Origin of the sequence: Helicobacter labetoulli (assembly GCF_003670275.1) — a bacterium.
Lineage (GTDB): Bacteria > Campylobacterota > Campylobacteria > Campylobacterales > Helicobacteraceae > Helicobacter_C > Helicobacter_C labetoulli.
On sequence record NZ_QXJF01000011.1, the window covers coordinates 14,068 to 32,930 of the forward strand.

An 18,863-nucleotide genomic window follows, 5' to 3' on the forward strand; every position below is an offset into this window, starting at 1 on the left:
CACTCCTTTTAGCCTTTGTGTTGTTGTATCCATTCTTGTGATTTTGCCCTCACTTCTTTATCTAGCGCGGTAATAGATTCTATATCTGTCAGCTTAGAAAAGTCAAAATCCACAAACGCATTCATAAGCTTTAATACCAGCTCACTTATTTTGCCAAAATTGATTTGACTTTGCAGAAACGCACTCACTGCTACTTCATTACTTGCATTTAAGATAATGCCTTTTTGTGGTGTGTTTAGAATCTCACTCTTTAACGCCCAAAGCGGATACCTTTTCTCACAAATGGGTTTAAACTCTAAATGCAGAGATAGTGGGTCAAGCTCTGGGACAAAGGGCGTGAGCGGGGCGAGAGTAGAATCTAGGGCATAGGCAATGGGGAGCTTCATATCAGGGCGGCTTAAGTGCATTGTAAGGCTGCCATCTTTAAAGCTTACAAGGGCGTGGGTTGTGGAGCTAGATTCTATAAAGGCATTAATATCGTTTGTGTCAAAAAGCCACCTTGCTTCTAAAATCTCAAAAAGTTTATTTGCCATTGTGGCGGAATCTATGGTGATTTTATGCCCCATTTGCCAATTTGGGTGTTTGAGTGCGTCCGCTATGGAAGCTGTGGGGATAGAATCTAGCGGATAATCGCGGAATGCCCCGCCACTTGCGGTGATGTAGAGCTTTGCAATAGGGCGAGTGTGAGAGAGATACCATAGGCTAAAATGTTCGCTATCAATGGGCGTGAGATGGGCATTTTTAAAAAGCCACCCCGCATTAACAAGACTTTCTTTATTAGCAAGGGCGAGTTTTTTGCCACATTCTAACGCTTTTAGGCTTGGTTTTAATCCTGCAAAGCCAACAAGGGCATTGACAACAAGGGGCGATTTTGAATACTCTATAAGCTCTATAATCCCCTCTTCTCCAAAAAAGAGTTTGTAATCCCCACACACAAGCTTGTGTGCGTCATTTTTATCGGCTATGCAGACATTTTTTGGCTTAAAGGTGTTGATTTGAGCATTTAAAAGAGCGATATTTTTTCCAGCACATAGAGATTCTATTGTGTAGTCAAAAGCCTTTGCGACTTCAAGCGTGTTTGTGCCTATGCTTCCTGTGCTACCAAGGAGTATCATAAGATTCTTTTATAAAATAATCGCCATTTCTTTGTAACCGGGTAGAAAATATAGCAAAAAGTGCATAACTACCGCCCCAAAAAGCACTGCATCAAGCCTATCAAGCACGCCGCCGTGTCCGGGCAGCAAAGAGCCACTATCCTTTACCCCAGCTTCGCGTTTTAAATAGCTTTCAAACAAATCGCCAAAGACGGAAGCGATTGAGACAACAAAAGTAATCATCATAGAGTATAAAAAGCTCCCACAAGTGCCAATCCCCACAAGTGAGCCAAATATCACACCGCATACCACGCCGCAAATCACGCCTTCTATGGTTTTTTTAGGCGAAGTTTCACAAAAGGGCGTTTTGCCAAGGGCTTTACCGCCAAAATACGCACCTGTATCAGTAAATGCCACGATGATAATAAGCCACACAATCACCCAGATTCCAGCTCCCCCAGCGTCTTTATATAGGGCATAAATACTCAAAAATGGAATGATAGGGTAGATAAAAGGCAGCATTGTTTTAGGCGAGATTTTTTTAGAATAGGCTAAAAATGACGCATACATCACAAGCACGATAAAAGCCGATTCTACAACGCGTTCATTGATATATGCCAAAACCCAAGCAAGTGCTGTAAAAACATAATAATGCAAGGCAGATTCTAGCTTGTATAAGCTCAAAGATTCTTGCACACCTACAAGGCACAACACTCCAAGCACCACGCAAGTAAGCAGTGGAGAATCTATAATCAGCACAAGGGCTAAGATCCCAATTAGGATAAAAGCTGTGATAAATCGTGCCTTATCGGCTAGGAATTTTGCTTTAAGCTTATCTTGCAAAGCGTGGGATTGCTCTGTGCTAGAAGTGTGAATTGAATCTTGTGTATTGAAATCTTTAGAGTTTGAATCTTGCTCTGTGTGAGCAGGATTCTGTTTGGCTAGGCTTTGCTCCGTGGTAGATTCTATCTGTGTAGATTCTGTTTGCGTGGTATTTTCTTTCATTTGTATCCTTTTGTGCATTTGTAACCTTTTATGTTTGTGGGGGTGCATTGTAGCATAAGTTTGTAGATTTTAAAAAGTATTGAAAAGAGTTGTTGTAAAAGTGCGGTTAGCTTAGGCTAACCGCAAAGGTTTAGAAAGCGTGGTGGATATAGAAGAATGCGTGGCTTCTATCATCTGTGCGTTTTTTGTCAAGCTTTGTTTCTGCACTATCGCCAAATACGATTGGTGTGTATCCAGCCTTAGTCGTATCACTAAACCACTCTAGCTTACCACCAATGGCAATGTCCTCTCTAATTTGATAGTTAAGAAGCAAAGCTACACTTTGTTCCGCACTTCGTGGGCTGTTTGTCCCACGCCCGATAAACTTCCAATCAAAGCTACCATAATTTGCTCCAAGGTATCCAAAGCCTGTTACAGCATTTTTGCCTATAATATCATTGAGCGCGCTGCCTATGTCATATGCCCCTGCTGTCCAAATATCTATACCGATAGGATTCCCCCAGCGACCGATAAGTTCATTAGCATTGCCAAAGTTTTGGTAATAGCCTACACCAAAGAAGAAATTATCTACATCAAAGCGTTGGTCAATGTAGAGTGTGTAGGAGTATTTGCCAATCTCGCCCCAATTTCTACCGCTTTGTGTGCCAACCTTGTTTTCATCAGCAATAGGTGCAAGGAAGCGGATTTTTGTCGTGGCGTTGAATCCTTGCCCTTCAAAGCTAGGATTTGACTTAAAGGTTACATTTGCACCCGGTGCTGTATAAACGCCCGGTGTGAAGTAAGAGAATGCACCAATAGTTAATCCACCAAAGTTCAAATCAAGCCCGGCTGCATAAGTGTTTCGCGTAGCAATGCTGTCATTATAGTATCCGTGAACGCGGTAGAAATCATTAAACCATTGATCATATGCAAATGCACGGCGATTTGAGAAGAATCCCCATAGTTTTAACACATTGATATTAAGAGCGGCTTCTGCACCTTGATTGTATCCGCTAAACCACTCCCCAACCTTGCCAGATTCATAGCGACCAGCTTTGATATAAAATGTGTTATTATCATATTCTACAAAAGCATTTTGAAACATATAGTTTTGAATCTTGCCCTTGCCACCCATTCTATCCCAAGAGACGCCATAATACGCATTACGCACAGCACTAAAAGGCTGATTTGGGTCTTTACCATCTGTGGAGTCAAAAGCCAAACCACCAATCGCCCCACTAAATCCCGCTTTAAACCCAGCACCTAAATCAAGGTTGAGATTGAGCTGTGAAAAGATTGTTGTAAAGCTTTCAGTAGGAGCTGCACCACTTTCTTTATTAAGCTTTTGATTGTTAAAACCCCATTTTGTGAAGCTTTCCGCCGAGCCGCTTACTTTGTAGTCAAAGGCACTTGCACTTGAAGCTACAAGCCCTAAAACCACGCTTGAGTATAGAATCTTTCTCATTTTTTTCCTTATTTTGTTTATGGATATTGTGCTAGATTTAACACAAAGTAAATGTATTTTTTACAATACAAGGGCGACATTGTAAAAAATAAAAACTTAATCAAAAATTAATTAATTCTCTTTTAATCATAAGTGCGGAGATAAGACGCAGCCGAAAATAACACAAAAATTAAGACTGATAAAATGCTTAAAGTAAAATCTAGGAATGTGATATAATGTGGCTTAGAGGTTGCCTAAGAGAGTGCCAACCTCTCTTAGCGTAACCTACTTTTGCAAAGGAGGTTACAATGGATAAGATTTACCAGAAAATCTTGGCTGCCATTATACTACTCTGTATAATACTAGTCAAGTGTAGCTAAGATTTAGCCATAACGCGACTTTTTCAAGGGGTCGCGTTAGTCTTATCCTACTCTCTACTTGATTTATATCAGTTTTTTCTAATGCTCTCAAGCACAGCAAAATTCTAGCACCGCCATTCTTACACATACCCCGTTTGTTACCTGCTCTAACACCTTGCAACGAGAATCTTTCAGCACTTCATCATCAATATCAATATTCCTATGCACAGGTCCGGGGTGCAAAACTATGGCATTTGTATCACCTAGAATCTCCAAAGTCAAGCAATATTGCGAGGCGTAGTCTTTGAGTGAGCCATAGATTTGCTTATCGTGTCGCTCTGTTTGTGTGCGTAAGCTCATAAATACATCAACCTCTTTAGCTATCTCACGGAGATTATGCGTGGTGCGTAAGTTTGTAGGTGGGAGAAAATGCGGTGGGGCAACTAAAATCACTTCCATACCAAAAAGAGAGAGTAGCTCAATATTACTATTTGCAACACGCGAATTTTTTATATCACCGATAATGGCGATTTTTTTACCCTTAAGATTCTTTAAGTCATTGCCAAAATGCTCTTTGAGCGTGAGTAAATCAAGTAGGGCTTGAGTAGGGTGGGCGTGCGCACCATCGCCACCATTGATGATAGGACAACTCACCTGAGATTTGAGATAATATCCAGCCCCGGCATTTTTATGACGGATAATAATGGCATTTGGCTTCATTGCATTTAAGTTTGCCGCGGTATCTGACATACTCTCCCCCTTAGCCGTGGAGCTTTTACTCACATCAAGGCGGATAACATCAGCCCCCAAGCGTTTAGCGGCAATCTCAAAGCTAGAAAGTGTGCGGGTGGAGTTTTCAAAAAAAATGGTAATGATGGTCTTGTTTTTGAGAATCTCCCTGTGGTGCATATCTTTGTAGGTTTGGGCTTTACTAAGAATAGATTCAATTTGTGAAAGGCTAAGATCGCTTGTTCGGAGTAGGTGTTTTGGGGCGGGAGTGGGCATTTGCATATAAATCCTTTTACTTTTTGGGTTTAGGCATTGTAGCAAAGTTTGTGATACAATATTTAAATAAAAGGATAAAGGAACAATGTGAAGTTTTTTGCGGTGTGCGTGGGTGTGGCGTTTATGCTTATGGGGTGTAGTGATTTTTATAAAAAAAAATTTGTGCATATTGCTTCAGCTCATTATAAGTCACAAGATGAAAAATCTATAAAAGAGCGTGAAATTCAAGCAATGAGGAAATCTCAAATCCTGCAAGATAATCATACGCAGATTTTGATGATAGCACGATATATCAATGAGATTGACAAAAAATGGATTGGTGCGGAGAGCGGTGAAGTATTTTTGATAGAAGTGTATGATAAGCTTGATGTGGTGAGTGAAAAAAATATGAAATTTAGCTTAAAAACCGCCTACAATAGCCTAGAATCTAGCAAGATAGAAAAGCTAGATTCTAAAAATCTAGGCAATTTTAGCCCTGATATTACTTATAATGATGTGTATTTTGTTGCCTTTGAAGGAATTGGCAAACGCGGTAAAGATACACTCAAGCTTTTTGCGGAGATAAAGGGTGTGGGGCGTATGAGCTTTGATTTTGGCTATGCAAAGCGTGAAAGCAAGCTGACACAATAATGCGACTTGATGTGTATGTGAAATCTTTGTGTAGCTCACGCACAAAGGCAAAAGAAGCCATAGAATCTGGTTGCGTTAAAGTCAATGGTATTGTGGTGAAAAAAGGCTCATTTTTACTTGAAGAAAATGATAGGGTGAGTGTGGATTCTAAAGATTTGTTACTTTCGCGTGCGGGCTATAAGCTAAGAGGTTTCATAGAATCTTTGGTGCAAAAAGGGTTGTGGGATAGGGAGTATCTTTTCCACAAAAGAGCCATTGACATTGGAGCAAGCACAGGTGGCTTTACCCAAGTGCTTTTAGAATCTGGTATAGATTCTGTGGTGTGTGTAGATGTAGGGAAAAATCAACTCCATAGTAGCATTGTGCAAGATGAACGCATAAGGGTGTTTGAAGAATGTGATATACGAGATTTTAGCTATGAGGGGGAATTTGACATAATGGTGTGTGATGTGAGCTTTATCTCGCTATATAAGCTTATGGAGAGTTTTGAAAGGCTTAGAGTGAAAGAATACATTTGGCTTTTTAAACCACAATTTGAAGTGGGAATAGAGGCAAAACGCAATAAAAAAGGTGTATTAAAAGATAAAAGTTTGGGTGAAGGGGCGTTAAAAGCGTTTTGTGAATATCTAAAAAAGCGGAATTTTAGCATTTTAGCAAGTGAAAAAAGTGTAATGAGTGGAAAGGAAGGGAATGAAGAGTTTTTTGTCTATGCAAGAAGATAGGCGTATTACTCATATTGCGTTGGGCAAATTTGATGGTATGCACTTAGCTCATAGAGAGCTTTTTAAGCATTTGGGAGAAAATGGAGCGGTGTTTTGCATTGAAAGCAATGGGGAGCTACTCACACCAAATAAAGAACTATATTGCGATAAAGAGATGATTTTTGTGGATTTTAGTGATATTGGGGAATGGAGCGGAGAATATTTTGTAAAAGTTTTAAAAGATAAATTTAGGGCATTGCAAAAACTTGTGGTGGGCTATGACTTTTGCTTTGGAAAAAATAGGGCGTGGAGTGCGGCGGATTTGGTAGATTTATTTGATGGGGAAGTGGTGATTGTCAAAGAATTTTGCGTTAATGGGCAAGGGGTGCATTCAAGTGTTATAAAAGAATCTATCAAGCAAGGTGATATGAAAAATGCAAGGGCTATGCTTGGGCGGTATTATGAGATTTATGGCAAGGTTATCTCCGGGCAGAATCTTGGCTCAAAGCAGCTATATGCAACGATAAATTTGGAGACTATCGGATATGTTTTGCCCCAAAATGGCGTATATGCAAGTTTCACAAAGCTACAAAATAGAATCTATAAAAGTGTATGTTTTGTGGGACATCGTCTTAGCACAGATGGGGCTTTTAGTATAGAGACGCATATTATTGATAAGGATTTTGTGGCACAGGATAGAGTGAGTGCAGATTCTATAAGTGTATGCTTTGTTGAAAAAATCCGTGACAATCGCACTTTTAGCGATTTAAGTGAGCTAAAATCCCGCATTGGCAAAGATATTTCACAAGCTCACAGCATTTTAGATTCTGCTTCTTTGGCGTTTGTGGCGATGTAGCTAGACTTTTTCCCAAGTGCTGCCTTGAGGAGTGTCCATAATTTCAATACCTTGATTGTGTAGCTCGTTGCGTATGCTATCAGCAAGGGCATAGTTTTTTTGTGCTTTGGCTTCTGTGCGGAGTTTGAGCTTAGATTCAATATCTTGCTTTTCTTGCTCTGTTAGCCCAAGCTGAAAATATGCAATAGGATCTTTTCCCCCAAGTCCAAGTAAATATTCTATACACGCAAGATTGCCACTAATGGCGAGTTTATAGGCTTTGTCTTTTGGATTCTTATCAAGGTATTCATTGCTTAAAGAGAGCATTTCTTCAATAATGCTTAGAGCTTTTGAGATGTTATAATCATCACTCAAGGCTTCAAGCAGGGGCTGAATAAAAGAATCTTGAGCGTTTTTGGCGTGGGCTTTGAGATTGTTCAAAGATTCTAGTTGTTGAGGTAACTCGCTTGGATTTGGAGATTGTTTATGTGGGATAGAATCTAGAATGCGTTTTTTTAAGCGATAGATTTTATCAAGCCTCTTTTTGCTTTGTAGCAAATCTTCTTCGTTAAAATTGAGTGCCAAGCGATAATGCACCCCAAGTAGATAGTTTCTTAGAATCTCGCCATCATAGATTTTGAGTGCATCTTTGATAAAAAAGCTATTACCAAGGCTTTTACTCATTTTTTCACCATTGATATTGACAAAGCCGTTGTGTAGCCAATATTTGGCAAGTTCTCGTCCCGTGGCACAGCGGGTTTGGGAGGCTTCATTTTCGTGATGGGGGAAGAGTAAGTCCGCTCCACCTGCGTGTATATCAATAGCAAAGTCTTGCTCCTTATATGCAAGGTGCTTTTCAATCATTGCTGAACATTCAATATGCCAACCCGGACGCCCTTTACCAAAAGGACTATCATAGGCGATGTCATTTTCCCCTTTGTAGCCTTTCCATAGTGCAAAATCACTTTCTTCTTGCTTGTCATTGGCATTAGTAATACGACTTTGATTCTGCTCGTGTGTGGTGCGTTGAGAGAGTGAGCCATAGGCTTTATCTTTTGTGATACTTAAATACACATCGTTGTTTTCGCCCATATAGGCATAGCCCTTTTGCAAAAGATGTTCTATCATTTCGTGCATTTGAGGAAGGTTGCTTGTAGCTTTTGGCTCAAGGTCTGGACGCAAGATTCCTAAAGTGTGCATATCATTTAAGTAAAGCTCAATGTATCGCTCACTCACTTCTGCTACACTTATGCCATTTTGCAAGGATTTTTTAACGATTTTGTCATCAATATCAGTGAAATTTTTGGCAAATATCACTTCAAAATCAAGGAATAAAAATAATCTCCGCCATAAATCAAACGCAATAGAACTTCGCGCGTGTCCTAAATGTGCGTCATCATACACGGTTGGTCCGCAGACATAGATTCGCACCTGTTTTGGTAAGATAGGCTCAAAATGGAGCTTTTGCTTCTTGATACTATCAAAAAGGGTAATCATACTATATTCCTTACAAAAAGATGAATGGCATTGACTAAATCGCTAACATAAGGCTTAAGAAACCATAGAATCAGCACTTCAACGCTTAAAATTGCCACAAGCAGTAACCACGCTTTTGTGTTGGCTATTATAGCTAAGAATTGTTTGAAGCCAAAGATTCTAATTGTCAGCACAAAAAGCACAAATCCGCTTAAACTGCCTGAAAATGCCAAGCCCATAGCTCCAAATGGGTGCATAAGTATGAGTGAAAAGCCAATGCCACATAGTAAGGATATAGCCGATATTTTAGCTGCTTTGCCCTGCATTTGATGAGAATAAAGCCAAAGGGAAAAGATTCTACTTAATCCAAAAGGCACAAGTCCTATCATATAGGCACTAAACACTCCTGCTACGATAATGGTATTTTCTTTTGTGAAATTCCCCCACTCATACAAAAGGCTGATGATTTCTTCACTTAGCATCACCCCACCAACGACACAAACACATAAAATGATACATAAAAACCAAAATGACTTTTTTAAGGCTTGTAAAGCCTTTGTTTGTTCGTTGTTTTTAATCGCCTTTGCTACAAGGGGGAAAAGGGCTGTGGATATAGCAATGGCAAAAATAGCTAGGGGGAATTGAAAGATTCTATTTGCATAATACAAAGAGCTAATGCTTCCAGCAGCTAAGAATGAGGCTAAAAGCGTATCAGTAAAGGTGACAAGCTGGGCTGTTGAGCTACCAAGCATAGCAGGGAAAAACTGCTTAAAAAAAGTTTTTAACTCGCTCTTTATTTGAGTGATTTTTGCTTTGAGTTTAGAATCTGGATTTTTTGTTTTGCACCATTGCCATAACTCAATCACGCCCACCCACAAAAGCTTAAAGAATCTCAAACGATACAGTGGATAAAAATGAAGCAGAATCTGCAAGATTCCACCACATACTACACCATAGCTTAGCATATACACGACTTGCATAGATTGCTTATCGTGAGCAAGAAGGAGAGTAGCTATCATAGCGATATTTAAAAGTGCGGTGTTGTAGGCATTTACCCAAAAGCAATTTTTGTATTGCAAGAGTGAGGAAAGAAAAGTAACGATAAACACAAGCTCCAAATACCAAAAGTTAATCACCACAATGGGCTTTGCAAGCTCTATTGTCTCTTCATCAAATCCCCACGCCAAAAGCTTTGTAACCACACCACTAAAAAATACGACAAAAAGTGATAGAAGTAGAATAACAAAAGCAAATATAAGCAAGGTGATTAAAGCAAACATACCTTTTTTTCGGCTACGAATAAAATTTGGCAAAAAACTTTGCGTGAAAGCCCCTTCTCCAAATACGCGTCTAAAGAGATTTGGGAGTTTAAAGGCGGCAAAAAATATATCACTATACACACCAGCTCCTAGAATCTTTGCCGTGCATAAATCACGCACCAAACCAGCCACGCGTGAAAGCAAAATGCCACTGCTATTTGTTAAAAATGCTTTTTTAATCAATTTTTTTGCCTTTTTAAAGATTGAAAGTGTAAAATTATAGCTACAATAAACAAACTTTAAGCTACGGGGGGTTGTTATGCAATTATTTGAGCCTGTATCAGTCAAGGGCTGTGCTGATGTGAGTGCGGAGATTAAAAAAATCAGTGAGCTTTACGCACTTGAAGAAAAAATGATTAGCTTTGATATTTTGCAGATTAGCACCTTTTTTCGTGGCGAGAAAAAGAAAGACTTTACATCTCCTAGCATTGAAGAAAGAGACAAGATTCTAAGTAATGATGCCGAATATAATAAAAATGATTTTGAAATACGGCAGGTGTATGATATTACATTGCGTGGATTAAGGAAAAACGACTTAGCTCCTTTTGTTGATCTTAGGCTAGATTCACATTGCTATGAGTTGAGCTTAGAGCTTAAGGCAGGGCTAAAGGTAAAAAATGATGAGAGCTTTTTTCAGGCACTTTATGAGGAGATTACACGAAAAAAGATTATGCACAATGTCGTTATTAGGTTGTTTGATAGCGGAGTGAAGCAAGAGATAGCAAACCTTAAGGAGCTTTTTTCACAGCTACAAATAAGTGGTGTGCTAGAATCTACGCAGAGTTTTGTGATTGCAAAGGCGAGTTTTATCCCGGAAACGGAGGCGAGTTTTAGATTCATCTTGCAAGAAGAGTGGAGTAAAACTCATAGTGAGAATGTTGAGTTTGCTTCATATGCGGCAAAAAGCGGTGAGCTTGTGGGTATAAGCTTAAAACATCAAGCTGGAATGAGTGGGCGGAATCTTAAGGGAGATTTTATCAATGTCAAAAAGCAAGAGAGTGGAAGCGATGATAAGATACAAAAGCTAAGATTCAAGGATAGCGAGTTTAACATAGAAGAGAAAGAAGATGAGGTGCTATATTATGCAACACAAGATGGCTATGTGTCTGTGGGTGAGGGGGAGCTACGGATTTTACTTGATTTTAATTTCCCCGAAGTGAGTTTGCGTAAAAGTGGTTCATTGCTAGGTGGGGACAAAAAGGGCTTTGTTGTTGAAGTAACCTGTGCTGATCCTAATCAAGATGCGATTGGAGCGAGTATTGTGCTTGAAGCACAAGATATAAAAATTTATGGCTCTGTGGCAGAAAATGCCAAAGTGGTGGCAAAAAAGCTTGAGATTAATGGGCAAACACACCAAAGTGCTGTGATTCAAGCAGATGAGATGAGTATTGATATACATAAGGGCAGTGCGGTTGGAGAGAAGATTCGCATTAATCGTTTGGAGCTTGGCAGTGTCAAGGGTGAGGAGGTGAGTATTGAACAAGCTAATGGTGGAAATATTGAAGCAAAAAAGATTACTATCGCTTCTTTACATTCTCATACAAAAATAGCCCTCTCGCAGCATTTATACATCAAGGCTATGAATGGTGGAGAAAATCACATCAGTATAAATTCTCGTGCTTCGCTTAAAGCCAGTGAAGAGGTGGAGCATTTTAACGCACAAATTGAACATAACATCAAAGAGATGAATATGCTTCTAGCCGTGCTGAATAAAGATTTATCAAGGGTGCGTAAAACAAAGCCTGTTGTGGAAAAAATAAAGGTTATTATGGAAGAAAATAAGAAAAATAATAAGCCTAATGAACGCAATATTACAGAGAGTGTGGCTCAATATGTTGTGCTTTTACGCAGGACAAAATATTTAAAAGAGCGTTTGCTGACATTACAAGCTCAAAGCAAGGATTTTAGCTCGGCTTTAGAGAATCTTGACTTGCAAACGCAAAATGCCAAAATCACAAGTGATGCCCCTTGGCAAAATGACAATGAGATTGTCTATGAGAGCTTTTTCCCAGAAGTAAAGGACATTATGCTTTTAAGCCACGGCGAGGAAGTGGATATTGGGATTGACAAAGAGAGTTTGAAGCTTGTGCGGGAAGTTCGCTCATAGATTTGGGCAAAGATTCTTATTAGGAGAGAAAAAAGTATGATTGTTGGATTGCGGGGAGTGATTATAAGAAGTGAGCCTATGATGATAGATATTGATGTAGGTGGTGTGATTTATGGAGTGCAAATGTCGCTTAATGCTACTTCAAAGCTTAGGGGAGAGGGTGGCAAGGAAGTAAAGATTATCTGCACACAAATTATCCGCGAAGATTCACATTTGCTTTTTGGTTTTGTAGAGGAGATAGAAAAGCAGACTTTTGAGCGGCTTATTAAGATTAATGGTGTGGGTCCAAAGGTCGCCCTTGCCATTTTATCTACCTATACGCCAATGGAGTTTGCCAAAATCATTAGCAATAAAGATGTCGATGCGTTGAAAAAAGTCCCGGGTATTGGGGCAAAGGGAGCGGGGAAGATTATGGTTGATGTGGCGGGATTCTTTGCTGGTCTTATCAGTGATACAAGTCTTGCTGATGGAAAACTTTCTCAAGAAAATAGCTTAAAGAATGAAGCACTTCTAGCTTTGCAATCACTTGGCTTTAAAAACACAGATGCTCAAAAGGCACTTCAAGGCATAGAGGCACAAAGTGTATCAGAGCTTGTGAAGTTGGCATTAAAAAAATTAGCTTAAATAAATGTGCTACAATATGCCGAGCAAAATTAAGACAGATACCTAGAATCTCACAAAATAAAAGGGGGTTGTAATGCTACAATCATTTCGCTCTAAAGTGCTTTTCACTCTTTTTGTTTTCATTATCATTGGCTTTGGCGTGTTGTATCAAATCATCTCATCTGGATATGAGAGTATGGCGGTAAAAGAGGGAAAAAGAAGTGTGCAAATGCTTGGAGATTCTATTTTTCAAACCGTGCGTATGAGCATGAATATGGGGATTAGAGAGATGATTGATGCGGGTCTAGCTGATGCAGGGAAGATCCCGGGGATTCAGTCTGTGCAGATTTATAAATCTCAAAGCGTGATTGATTTATTTAACTTGCCTGATTCTGTGAGTGATGATCCTAAGATTCAAGAAGTTTTTGCAAATAAACTTGCCAAACTTGATGAACTCAATGAAAACAATCAGCATAGCGTTTTGTTTCAAAAGCCTTTAATTGCAGATGAAGGTTGTATGGCGTGTCATCAAGATGGCAAGGTTAAAGAAGGTGATGTGCTAGGTGTGCTTGAGCTTAAAATCTCAACGCAGAGTTTTTATGATCAAATGAATGAAAGTGAAAATTATCTTTTACTTACAATGCTTATAGCAGGGGCTTTGGCACTTTTTGGATTATATGTGTTTTTTGAAAGAGAGCTTGTGAGACCACTTAATCGTTTGCGAGATATGGCAAAAGACTTGACAGATGGCGGTAGCGGGGATTTGACAAAGCGACTAGCGATTAAAAGCAAAGATGAAGTAGGGCTTACCTCAAATTATGTCAATAAATTTATCCAAACCATACAAGAGACTATTTCCCTAAGCAAACGCGTGAGTTTGGAAAATACAGATACTTGCAAAGAATTGCTTGATATGTCAAATGTGCTTTCACGCAATTCTGATGAGCAGTTTGAGCTTGTAGATAAGGTAAATTCACTTGCACAAAATGTGAGTGAGAATCTTGAAGTTGCTCAAGATTCGGCAAATGCAACTACTGATGACATTAACCAAACGGAGAGTATTTTAGAAGAGTTTGTGAAGAACCTTAGCGATTCTATTGAGCTTATCACCACTTCTGCCCAAAGTCAGCAAAATATTTTAGAGAGTGTAGAGGAGCTTACAAATCACGCAGAGCAGATTAAATCTGTGCTTTCAATCATCAATGATATAGCTGACCAAACTAATCTTTTAGCACTTAATGCCGCTATTGAAGCAGCAAGAGCTGGGGAACACGGACGGGGCTTTGCTGTTGTAGCTGATGAAGTGAGAAAGCTAGCTGAAAGAACGCAAAAGTCTCTCAATGAGATAACTGCAAATGTGAATCTTGTAACCCAAAGTATTGATGATATGGGGCAAACCATTAAAGAGAGTGCGGCAGATATGATACATATTACCGAAAAGACTTCACCGCTTATTGATGAGGCACATCATACGCACGAGAGACTAAGACTCACAAAACAAAACTCTATTCGTTTAAATGAGATTAGCACTTCTATTGCACAAAGCACAAAACAGTTAGCAAGTATGATGCAAGATATTGCTAAATCTTCTGAATCTACGCAAAGTGTGGGGCATAATATCCAAAAGGTTGTCAATGATATGTCGCAAAAAGCAGAAGAGTTAGATGGGGCGATGGCGAAGTTTAGGACATAGATTGATAATCCATAAAAATGAGTATAGGGCGAGATTTGAAGCGGATTTTAGCAGTATTGATAAAATCATATCGTGGGTGGAATCTCATATTATTGTAAGAGAATCCAAGCTATATCATCAGGTGCAATGGGTTGGACGGGGATTGAATCTAGATTTAGCAGGGGATTCTAAAGCAAATAGGATAAAGATTCTAGGAAAAGGCAGGGATAAAATCGCCCTTGTGCTATGTGAGTATGTGGGGAATATTATAGAGCATAGTATTTTGTGCTTATCTAAAACACAGCTTTATAATGGATATAAAAACAATATGAAAGCCAGAAAAAAATATATAGAATGTGTGCTAAAAGTTAGAGCGACACATTTTATTTTGGAATCTTGCTATCCGTTTACGCCAAAGTCTTGCTACAAAAGAGATGAACTAAAAATAGGTAAAAAGGGCAAAAAGATTCTAAGTCTTATGGGGGCTAGGGAGCATTCTATCATTAAGCGTTTAAAAACACCGCTTGTGTGCTCTAGTTTGCTTGTGAAAACAAGCTAAGAGCTTTGTAACAATGCAGAATTTTTGGAATCTTATTGTAGGAGAGTCTAAAGTGGCGTGGAAAATACATAGTCATATGGCTTTGAGATATGTATCCTTAGGGCGTGTTTAATCTCCTAAAACAAACTTTGCTATAATCACGCCTTGTAAAAAAGGAGTGATATGGCATTAAATCTTGAAACAATCAATGACTTACAAATGGTGCGTAGCACAGGGAAGCTAAAAACTTATGATGCGTTTTTGAGCTTTAAAATTGAGCTTGAAAGCCTTCTGCCACGGATTCTTGTAGATTCTACAAGCATTTTAAGAATCTATTTTGTTCAAGCTTACCCGATTAATTCTTATGTGCTTGGGTTTTTGTTTAAACTTAGAAGTGTTGATAGGATACCCATAGAAATTGTTGTTGATGATTTGCGATTGTTTATGTTTTTTGAAGAGATTCATATGGTTGATGAGTTTAAAATTAAGATTATGGAGGTGTAATGCAAGAGTATAGCACTTGGAATAGAATCTATGAGTATATTGATCCCATAGCCTTTGAGCTTTTTGGCATAAATGTGCATTGGTATGGCATTATGTATGTTGGGGCAATGCTTATAGCTTTGCTTATTGCTAAGGCATTTGTGAAGTATAACAATACACGCTTTCCTATTACGCAAGAGAGCTTAGATTCATTTTTTATTTGGGTAGAGATTGGCGTGATTTTGGGCGGACGGTTAGGCTATGTGCTCATCTATTCTCCGCAAAGGTGGGAATACCTCCTGCAACCTTGGGAGATTTTTAACCCCTACTACAATGGCGTTTTTGTCGGCATTAGCGGTTTTAGCTATCACGGAGCGATGTTTGGATTTTTACTTGCTGCTTTGCTGTTTTGTTATGTTAAAAAGCTTTCATTTTGGATATTTATGGATTTATCAGCTATTTCCATTCCGCTAGGCTATGTGTTTGGACGCTTGGGTAATTTTTTTAATCACGAGTTGTTTGGGCGTTTGGTAGATGAGAGTGAGTTTGGCAGAAGTATAGGCATACTTGTGAATGGCGAGTTGCGTTACCCTAGTCAGCTTTTTGAAGCATTTATGGAGGGCATTGTTGTCTTTATGCTTTTGCTTATAGTTTGGCGATATGCTAAAAAGCCGGGCAGTTTGATTGTAGCGTATGGATTTTTCTATGCCATAGCACGATTTGTATGTGAGTATTACAGAGAGGCAGATTCACAGCTTGGCTATTATGCTTTTGGCTTGTCAATGGGGCAGATTCTAAGCGGTGTAATGCTCCTTGTCAGTGTGATTTTAGCCTTTGTAGTGTTTGCTCAAAATACAGGTTCTAAACTCACTACCGCTACACTCAATAAGCATAAAAGGAGAAAAAAATGAGTTTCAAAAAAGCCTATATTTTACTGACATTTGCGATTTTAACCGAAGTCTTAGCCACTAGCTTTATGAAAGCCGGAGATGAATCTGACAATAGAATCTTTGGCTTTGTAGCGATGTATGCACTGCTTGTGCTTTCATATTACTTTATGGCTCTCTCACTTAAGCGATTATCTATTAGTGTGGCATATGCGTTGTGGGAAGTTTTGGGTGTATTGTGCGTGGTATGTATAGGGATATTTTATTTTGGTGAAAGCTTAAGATGGCAAGAGTATTTGGGTATCTGTCTTTCACTATGTGGTATTGCACTGATTAATATCGCGGAGCTAAAAAATGCCAAAGCTCACGAAGATTCTACAGATTCTGTGGCTGCTAAAGATTCTACAACGGCTAGAGATTCACAAGATAATGGGGGTGAAAAATGACTTGGCTTTTTAGCACAAAAGAGGGTGCGTTGGTGTTTGTGCTTGTAGCAGCACTGCTTGATATTGTGGCAAATTTATTTTTGAAAAAGTCAAATAGCTTCACACATAAAGGCTATGCGATTGCGTGTGTAGTGATGGTGTGGGTGGCTTTTAGTGCGTTGGCTGTGGCGATACAGATTCTGCCTTTAAGCACAGCGTATGCGACTTGGGGGGCTATTGGCATTATTGGCACGGCTCTTGGAGGCTATATATTTTTTAAAGAGAATCTCGGCACACTTGGCTACATAGGCATTGCTATGGTTGTATGTGCGGTGGTGCTATTAAATTGGGGTGATTAGAATCTACCAAAAAGGATAAAAAATGCTAGAAAAAAAGATGAGTATTACAGATTTACAAGCAAAAAAAGGTGTGGAGAAAATTACGGCAATTACGGCTTATGACGCGTTAATGGCAGGGATTTTTGATGCTGAAGTTGATGTTATTTTGGTGGGCGATAGTTTGAAGTTTAGCTTTGGTGGGGAGAATGAGACATTGGGGGCGAGTATAGAAGAAATGCTCTATCATACAAAGGCGGTTTGCAGGGGCGTGAAGCATTCCTTTATCCTAGCGGATATGCCCTTTGGGAGCTATGCTACGCAAAAACTCGCTCTTAAAAATGCGCTTAAGTTTTATAAAAACACCGCTGCTAACGCGATTAAACTTGAAGTGGATATACAAAAATTGCCTATTGTTAGGGCGTTATGTGAAGAGGGCATTGCCGTTGTAGCACATATTGGGTTAAAGCCGCAGTTTGCTCGTTTTGATGGGGGATTCAAAGTCAAAGGCAAGAGTGAAAAAGAAGCTCAAGAGCTACTAGAGTGTGCTTTAGCAATGCAGGAAGCGGGGGTTTGCTCCGTGCTGATTGAAGGGGTAAAATCACAAGTGGCAGAAAAAATCACAAAAGCTTTATCCGTGCCTACCATTGGCATAGGGGCGGGGAATGCGTGTGATGGGCAGATTCTAGTATGGAGTGATGCTTTTGGCTTTTTTTCAGCCTTTAAGCCAAAATTTGTGCGGACATATTGTGATGGCAAGGCAATGCTAAAAGATGCTATAAGGGCGTATGCTAAAGATGTGAAGTCATTGCAGTTTCCTAGTGAAAATGAAAGCTATTAAGGGTGAAAATGGAGAAAATCACGCTAGAAAAGTCAAAAGAAACCACTGAAATAAATCGTATTGTGGAAGTTGAAAAATTCAGCTTTGAATCTAGCCAAGAGCTGTCTTTACGCCCAAGTGTTTGGGAAGAATATGTCGGGCAGGAAAAGATAAAAAAGAATCTCAAAGTGTTTATAGAAGCAAGTAAAAAACGCAATGAATGCTTAGATCATATTCTTTTTTTTGGTCCGCCCGGGCTTGGCAAAACGACACTAAGCCACATTATCGCCTATGAAATGGACTGTAATATCAAGGTGAGTGCCGCACCGATGATTGAAAAATCCGGCGATTTAGCAGCAATTTTAACAAATCTCAATGAGGGGGATATTTTATTTATTGATGAGATTCACCGCCTTAGCCCTGCTATTGAAGAGATTCTCTATCCGGCAATGGAGGATTTTAGGCTTGATATTATTATCGGCTCTGGTCCTGCTGCTCAAACGCTTAAGATTGATTTAGCCCCTTTTACGCTCATTGGCGCGACAACGCGTGCGGGTATGCTTTCAAACCCTTTGCGTGATAGGTTTGGTATGAGCTTTAGACTGCAATTTTATGAGCCAAAGGAACTCGCTCTTATCGTGCAGACTGCGGCAAAAAAGCTCTCAAAAAGCTTATCTAAAGAGGGGGCTAATGAGATTGCTAGACGCTCTAGAGGCACTCCGCGTATTGCTCTGCGGCTTTTAAGGCGAGTGAGGGACTTTGCTGATGTGAGAGATTCACAAAGCGAGATAGATGTAGAGTGTGTGCATTATGCGTTAAATGAGCTAGGCGTTAATGAGCTAGGCTTTGATGAGCTAGATTTGCATTATTTAGCCATTTTAGCTGAATCTAGGGGTAGGGCAATTGGGCTAAATACCATAGCTGCGGCGATGAGCGAAGATGAAGCGACTATTGAAGATGTCATAGAGCCATATTTATTGGCAAATGGGTATTTTGAACGCACCGCAAAAGGCAGAATCGCCACACCTAAGACTTATGAGCTATTAAAGATTCCATTTATTGAGCAAAAAGGGCTGTTTTAGGGTGGAATAATCATTCCTACAACTAAAAGTTTCGTTTTGTGTGTAAAAAAAGGCGTTTTTTTTT

19 protein-coding genes are annotated in these 18,863 nt (G+C 39.4%); 13 read left to right on the forward strand and 6 right to left on the reverse strand.

Annotation, left to right across the window (positions count from 1 at the left end):
- Positions 1 to 8: 8 nt before the first annotated feature.
- From dxr to EBF12_RS06790, 4 genes are all read right to left on the reverse strand, one after another.
- On the reverse strand, positions 9 to 1,115 hold the full coding sequence (dxr, locus tag EBF12_RS06775) for a 1-deoxy-D-xylulose-5-phosphate reductoisomerase (protein ID WP_121726982.1): 1,107 nt from the start codon (positions 1,113 to 1,115) through the stop codon (positions 9 to 11).
- 9 nt (positions 1,116 to 1,124) lie between these two features.
- On the reverse strand, positions 1,125 to 2,099 hold the full coding sequence (locus EBF12_RS06780) for a phosphatidate cytidylyltransferase (protein ID WP_121726983.1): 975 nt from the start codon (positions 2,097 to 2,099) through the stop codon (positions 1,125 to 1,127).
- A 130-nt stretch (positions 2,100 to 2,229) separates the two neighbouring features.
- Positions 2,230 to 3,543: an outer membrane family protein gene (locus tag EBF12_RS06785; protein ID WP_121726984.1), complete on the reverse strand. Its 1,314-nt coding sequence runs from the start codon at positions 3,541 to 3,543 to the stop codon at positions 2,230 to 2,232.
- Positions 3,544 to 3,989: 446 nt separating this feature from the next.
- Complete coding sequence (locus EBF12_RS06790; protein WP_110558438.1) at positions 3,990 to 4,892, reverse strand: aspartate carbamoyltransferase catalytic subunit; 903 nt, start codon at positions 4,890 to 4,892, stop codon at positions 3,990 to 3,992.
- An 81-nt stretch (positions 4,893 to 4,973) separates the two neighbouring features.
- Between EBF12_RS06790 and EBF12_RS06795 the strand changes: the two genes are divergently transcribed.
- From EBF12_RS06795 to EBF12_RS06805, 3 genes are read left to right on the forward strand one after another with little or no spacing between them, the layout of a single operon-like run.
- Complete coding sequence (locus EBF12_RS06795; RefSeq protein ID WP_121726985.1) at positions 4,974 to 5,516, forward strand: hypothetical protein; 543 nt, start codon at positions 4,974 to 4,976, stop codon at positions 5,514 to 5,516.
- Positions 5,516 to 6,238: a 23S rRNA (cytidine-2'-O)-methyltransferase TlyA gene (gene tlyA, locus EBF12_RS06800; protein WP_121726986.1), complete on the forward strand. Its 723-nt coding sequence runs from the start codon at positions 5,516 to 5,518 to the stop codon at positions 6,236 to 6,238. The genes EBF12_RS06795 and tlyA overlap by 1 nt, the downstream gene beginning before the upstream one ends.
- On the forward strand, positions 6,207 to 7,073 hold the full coding sequence (locus EBF12_RS06805; protein ID WP_121726987.1) for a bifunctional riboflavin kinase/FAD synthetase: 867 nt from the start codon (positions 6,207 to 6,209) through the stop codon (positions 7,071 to 7,073). Before tlyA ends, EBF12_RS06805 begins: the two co-directional genes overlap by 32 nt.
- Here EBF12_RS06805 and cysS read toward each other — a convergent pair whose 3' ends face one another.
- Entirely contained in the window at positions 7,074 to 8,546 is a 1,473-nt protein-coding gene (gene cysS, locus EBF12_RS06810) for a cysteine--tRNA ligase (RefSeq protein WP_208630963.1), read from the reverse strand.
- Complete coding sequence (gene murJ, locus EBF12_RS06815) at positions 8,546 to 10,030, reverse strand: murein biosynthesis integral membrane protein MurJ (protein ID WP_121727047.1); 1,485 nt, start codon at positions 10,028 to 10,030, stop codon at positions 8,546 to 8,548. Before murJ ends, cysS begins: the two co-directional genes overlap by 1 nt.
- A 76-nt stretch (positions 10,031 to 10,106) precedes the next feature.
- Between murJ and EBF12_RS06820 the strand changes: the two genes are divergently transcribed.
- The 10 genes from EBF12_RS06820 (at position 10,107) to ruvB (ending at position 18,799) form a co-directional block, all read left to right on the forward strand.
- Entirely contained in the window at positions 10,107 to 11,954 is a 1,848-nt protein-coding gene (locus tag EBF12_RS06820; protein WP_121726989.1) for a hypothetical protein, read from the forward strand.
- Between the two features lie 36 nt (positions 11,955 to 11,990).
- Positions 11,991 to 12,578, forward strand: coding sequence for a Holliday junction branch migration protein RuvA (gene ruvA, locus EBF12_RS06825; RefSeq protein WP_002955504.1), 588 nt, complete (start codon positions 11,991 to 11,993; stop codon positions 12,576 to 12,578).
- A 73-nt stretch (positions 12,579 to 12,651) separates the two neighbouring features.
- The gene (locus EBF12_RS06830; protein ID WP_121726990.1) at positions 12,652 to 14,250 is read left to right on the forward strand and encodes a methyl-accepting chemotaxis protein; all 1,599 of its coding nucleotides are present in this window, start codon (positions 12,652 to 12,654) and stop codon (positions 14,248 to 14,250) included.
- A complete protein-coding gene (locus EBF12_RS06835; RefSeq protein ID WP_121726991.1) occupies positions 14,222 to 14,788 on the forward strand; it encodes a hypothetical protein in 567 nt (188 codons plus the stop codon). Before EBF12_RS06830 ends, EBF12_RS06835 begins: the two co-directional genes overlap by 29 nt.
- Before the next feature lie 162 nt (positions 14,789 to 14,950).
- Positions 14,951 to 15,271 (forward strand): hypothetical protein, encoded by a 321-nt coding sequence (locus tag EBF12_RS06840; RefSeq protein ID WP_121726992.1) that lies wholly within the window; start codon positions 14,951 to 14,953, stop codon positions 15,269 to 15,271.
- Entirely contained in the window at positions 15,271 to 16,161 is an 891-nt protein-coding gene (gene lgt, locus EBF12_RS06845) for a prolipoprotein diacylglyceryl transferase (protein WP_121726993.1), read from the forward strand. Before EBF12_RS06840 ends, lgt begins: the two co-directional genes overlap by 1 nt.
- The gene (locus tag EBF12_RS06850; RefSeq protein WP_244196435.1) at positions 16,158 to 16,583 is read left to right on the forward strand and encodes a DMT family transporter; all 426 of its coding nucleotides are present in this window, start codon (positions 16,158 to 16,160) and stop codon (positions 16,581 to 16,583) included. The genes lgt and EBF12_RS06850 overlap by 4 nt, the downstream gene beginning before the upstream one ends.
- Complete coding sequence (locus tag EBF12_RS06855) at positions 16,580 to 16,921, forward strand: DMT family transporter (protein WP_104716782.1); 342 nt, start codon at positions 16,580 to 16,582, stop codon at positions 16,919 to 16,921. Before EBF12_RS06850 ends, EBF12_RS06855 begins: the two co-directional genes overlap by 4 nt.
- Before the next feature lie 22 nt (positions 16,922 to 16,943).
- The gene (gene panB, locus EBF12_RS06860) at positions 16,944 to 17,738 is read left to right on the forward strand and encodes a 3-methyl-2-oxobutanoate hydroxymethyltransferase (protein WP_121726994.1); all 795 of its coding nucleotides are present in this window, start codon (positions 16,944 to 16,946) and stop codon (positions 17,736 to 17,738) included.
- A gap of 8 nt (positions 17,739 to 17,746) precedes the next feature.
- The gene (ruvB, locus tag EBF12_RS06865) at positions 17,747 to 18,799 is read left to right on the forward strand and encodes a Holliday junction branch migration DNA helicase RuvB (protein ID WP_121726995.1); all 1,053 of its coding nucleotides are present in this window, start codon (positions 17,747 to 17,749) and stop codon (positions 18,797 to 18,799) included.
- The last annotated feature ends 64 nt before the right edge of the window (positions 18,800 to 18,863 follow it).

What these genes read in the sequence shown, in the direction of transcription:
- dxr (WP_121726982.1), bottom strand. Translation starts at nt 1,115, where the DNA reads ATGATACTCCTTGGTAGCACAGGAAGCATAGGCACAAACACGCTTGAA.
- EBF12_RS06780 (WP_121726983.1), bottom strand. Translation starts at nt 2,099, where the DNA reads ATGAAAGAAAATACCACGCAAACAGAATCTACACAGATAGAATCTACC.
- EBF12_RS06785 (WP_121726984.1), bottom strand. Translation starts at nt 3,543, where the DNA reads ATGAGAAAGATTCTATACTCAAGCGTGGTTTTAGGGCTTGTAGCTTCA.
- EBF12_RS06790 (WP_110558438.1), bottom strand. Translation starts at nt 4,892, where the DNA reads ATGCAAATGCCCACTCCCGCCCCAAAACACCTACTCCGAACAAGCGAT.
- tlyA (WP_121726986.1), top strand. Translation starts at nt 5,516, where the DNA reads ATGCGACTTGATGTGTATGTGAAATCTTTGTGTAGCTCACGCACAAAG.
- EBF12_RS06805 (WP_121726987.1), top strand. Translation starts at nt 6,207, where the DNA reads ATGAAGAGTTTTTTGTCTATGCAAGAAGATAGGCGTATTACTCATATT.
- EBF12_RS06820 (WP_121726989.1), top strand. Translation starts at nt 10,107, where the DNA reads ATGCAATTATTTGAGCCTGTATCAGTCAAGGGCTGTGCTGATGTGAGT.
- ruvA (WP_002955504.1), top strand. Translation starts at nt 11,991, where the DNA reads ATGATTGTTGGATTGCGGGGAGTGATTATAAGAAGTGAGCCTATGATG.
- EBF12_RS06830 (WP_121726990.1), top strand. Translation starts at nt 12,652, where the DNA reads ATGCTACAATCATTTCGCTCTAAAGTGCTTTTCACTCTTTTTGTTTTC.
- EBF12_RS06835 (WP_121726991.1), top strand. Translation starts at nt 14,222, where the DNA reads ATGGGGCGATGGCGAAGTTTAGGACATAGATTGATAATCCATAAAAAT.
- EBF12_RS06840 (WP_121726992.1), top strand. Translation starts at nt 14,951, where the DNA reads ATGGCATTAAATCTTGAAACAATCAATGACTTACAAATGGTGCGTAGC.
- lgt (WP_121726993.1), top strand. Translation starts at nt 15,271, where the DNA reads ATGCAAGAGTATAGCACTTGGAATAGAATCTATGAGTATATTGATCCC.
- EBF12_RS06850 (WP_244196435.1), top strand. Translation starts at nt 16,158, where the DNA reads ATGAGTTTCAAAAAAGCCTATATTTTACTGACATTTGCGATTTTAACC.
- EBF12_RS06855 (WP_104716782.1), top strand. Translation starts at nt 16,580, where the DNA reads ATGACTTGGCTTTTTAGCACAAAAGAGGGTGCGTTGGTGTTTGTGCTT.
- panB (WP_121726994.1), top strand. Translation starts at nt 16,944, where the DNA reads ATGCTAGAAAAAAAGATGAGTATTACAGATTTACAAGCAAAAAAAGGT.
- ruvB (WP_121726995.1), top strand. Translation starts at nt 17,747, where the DNA reads ATGGAGAAAATCACGCTAGAAAAGTCAAAAGAAACCACTGAAATAAAT.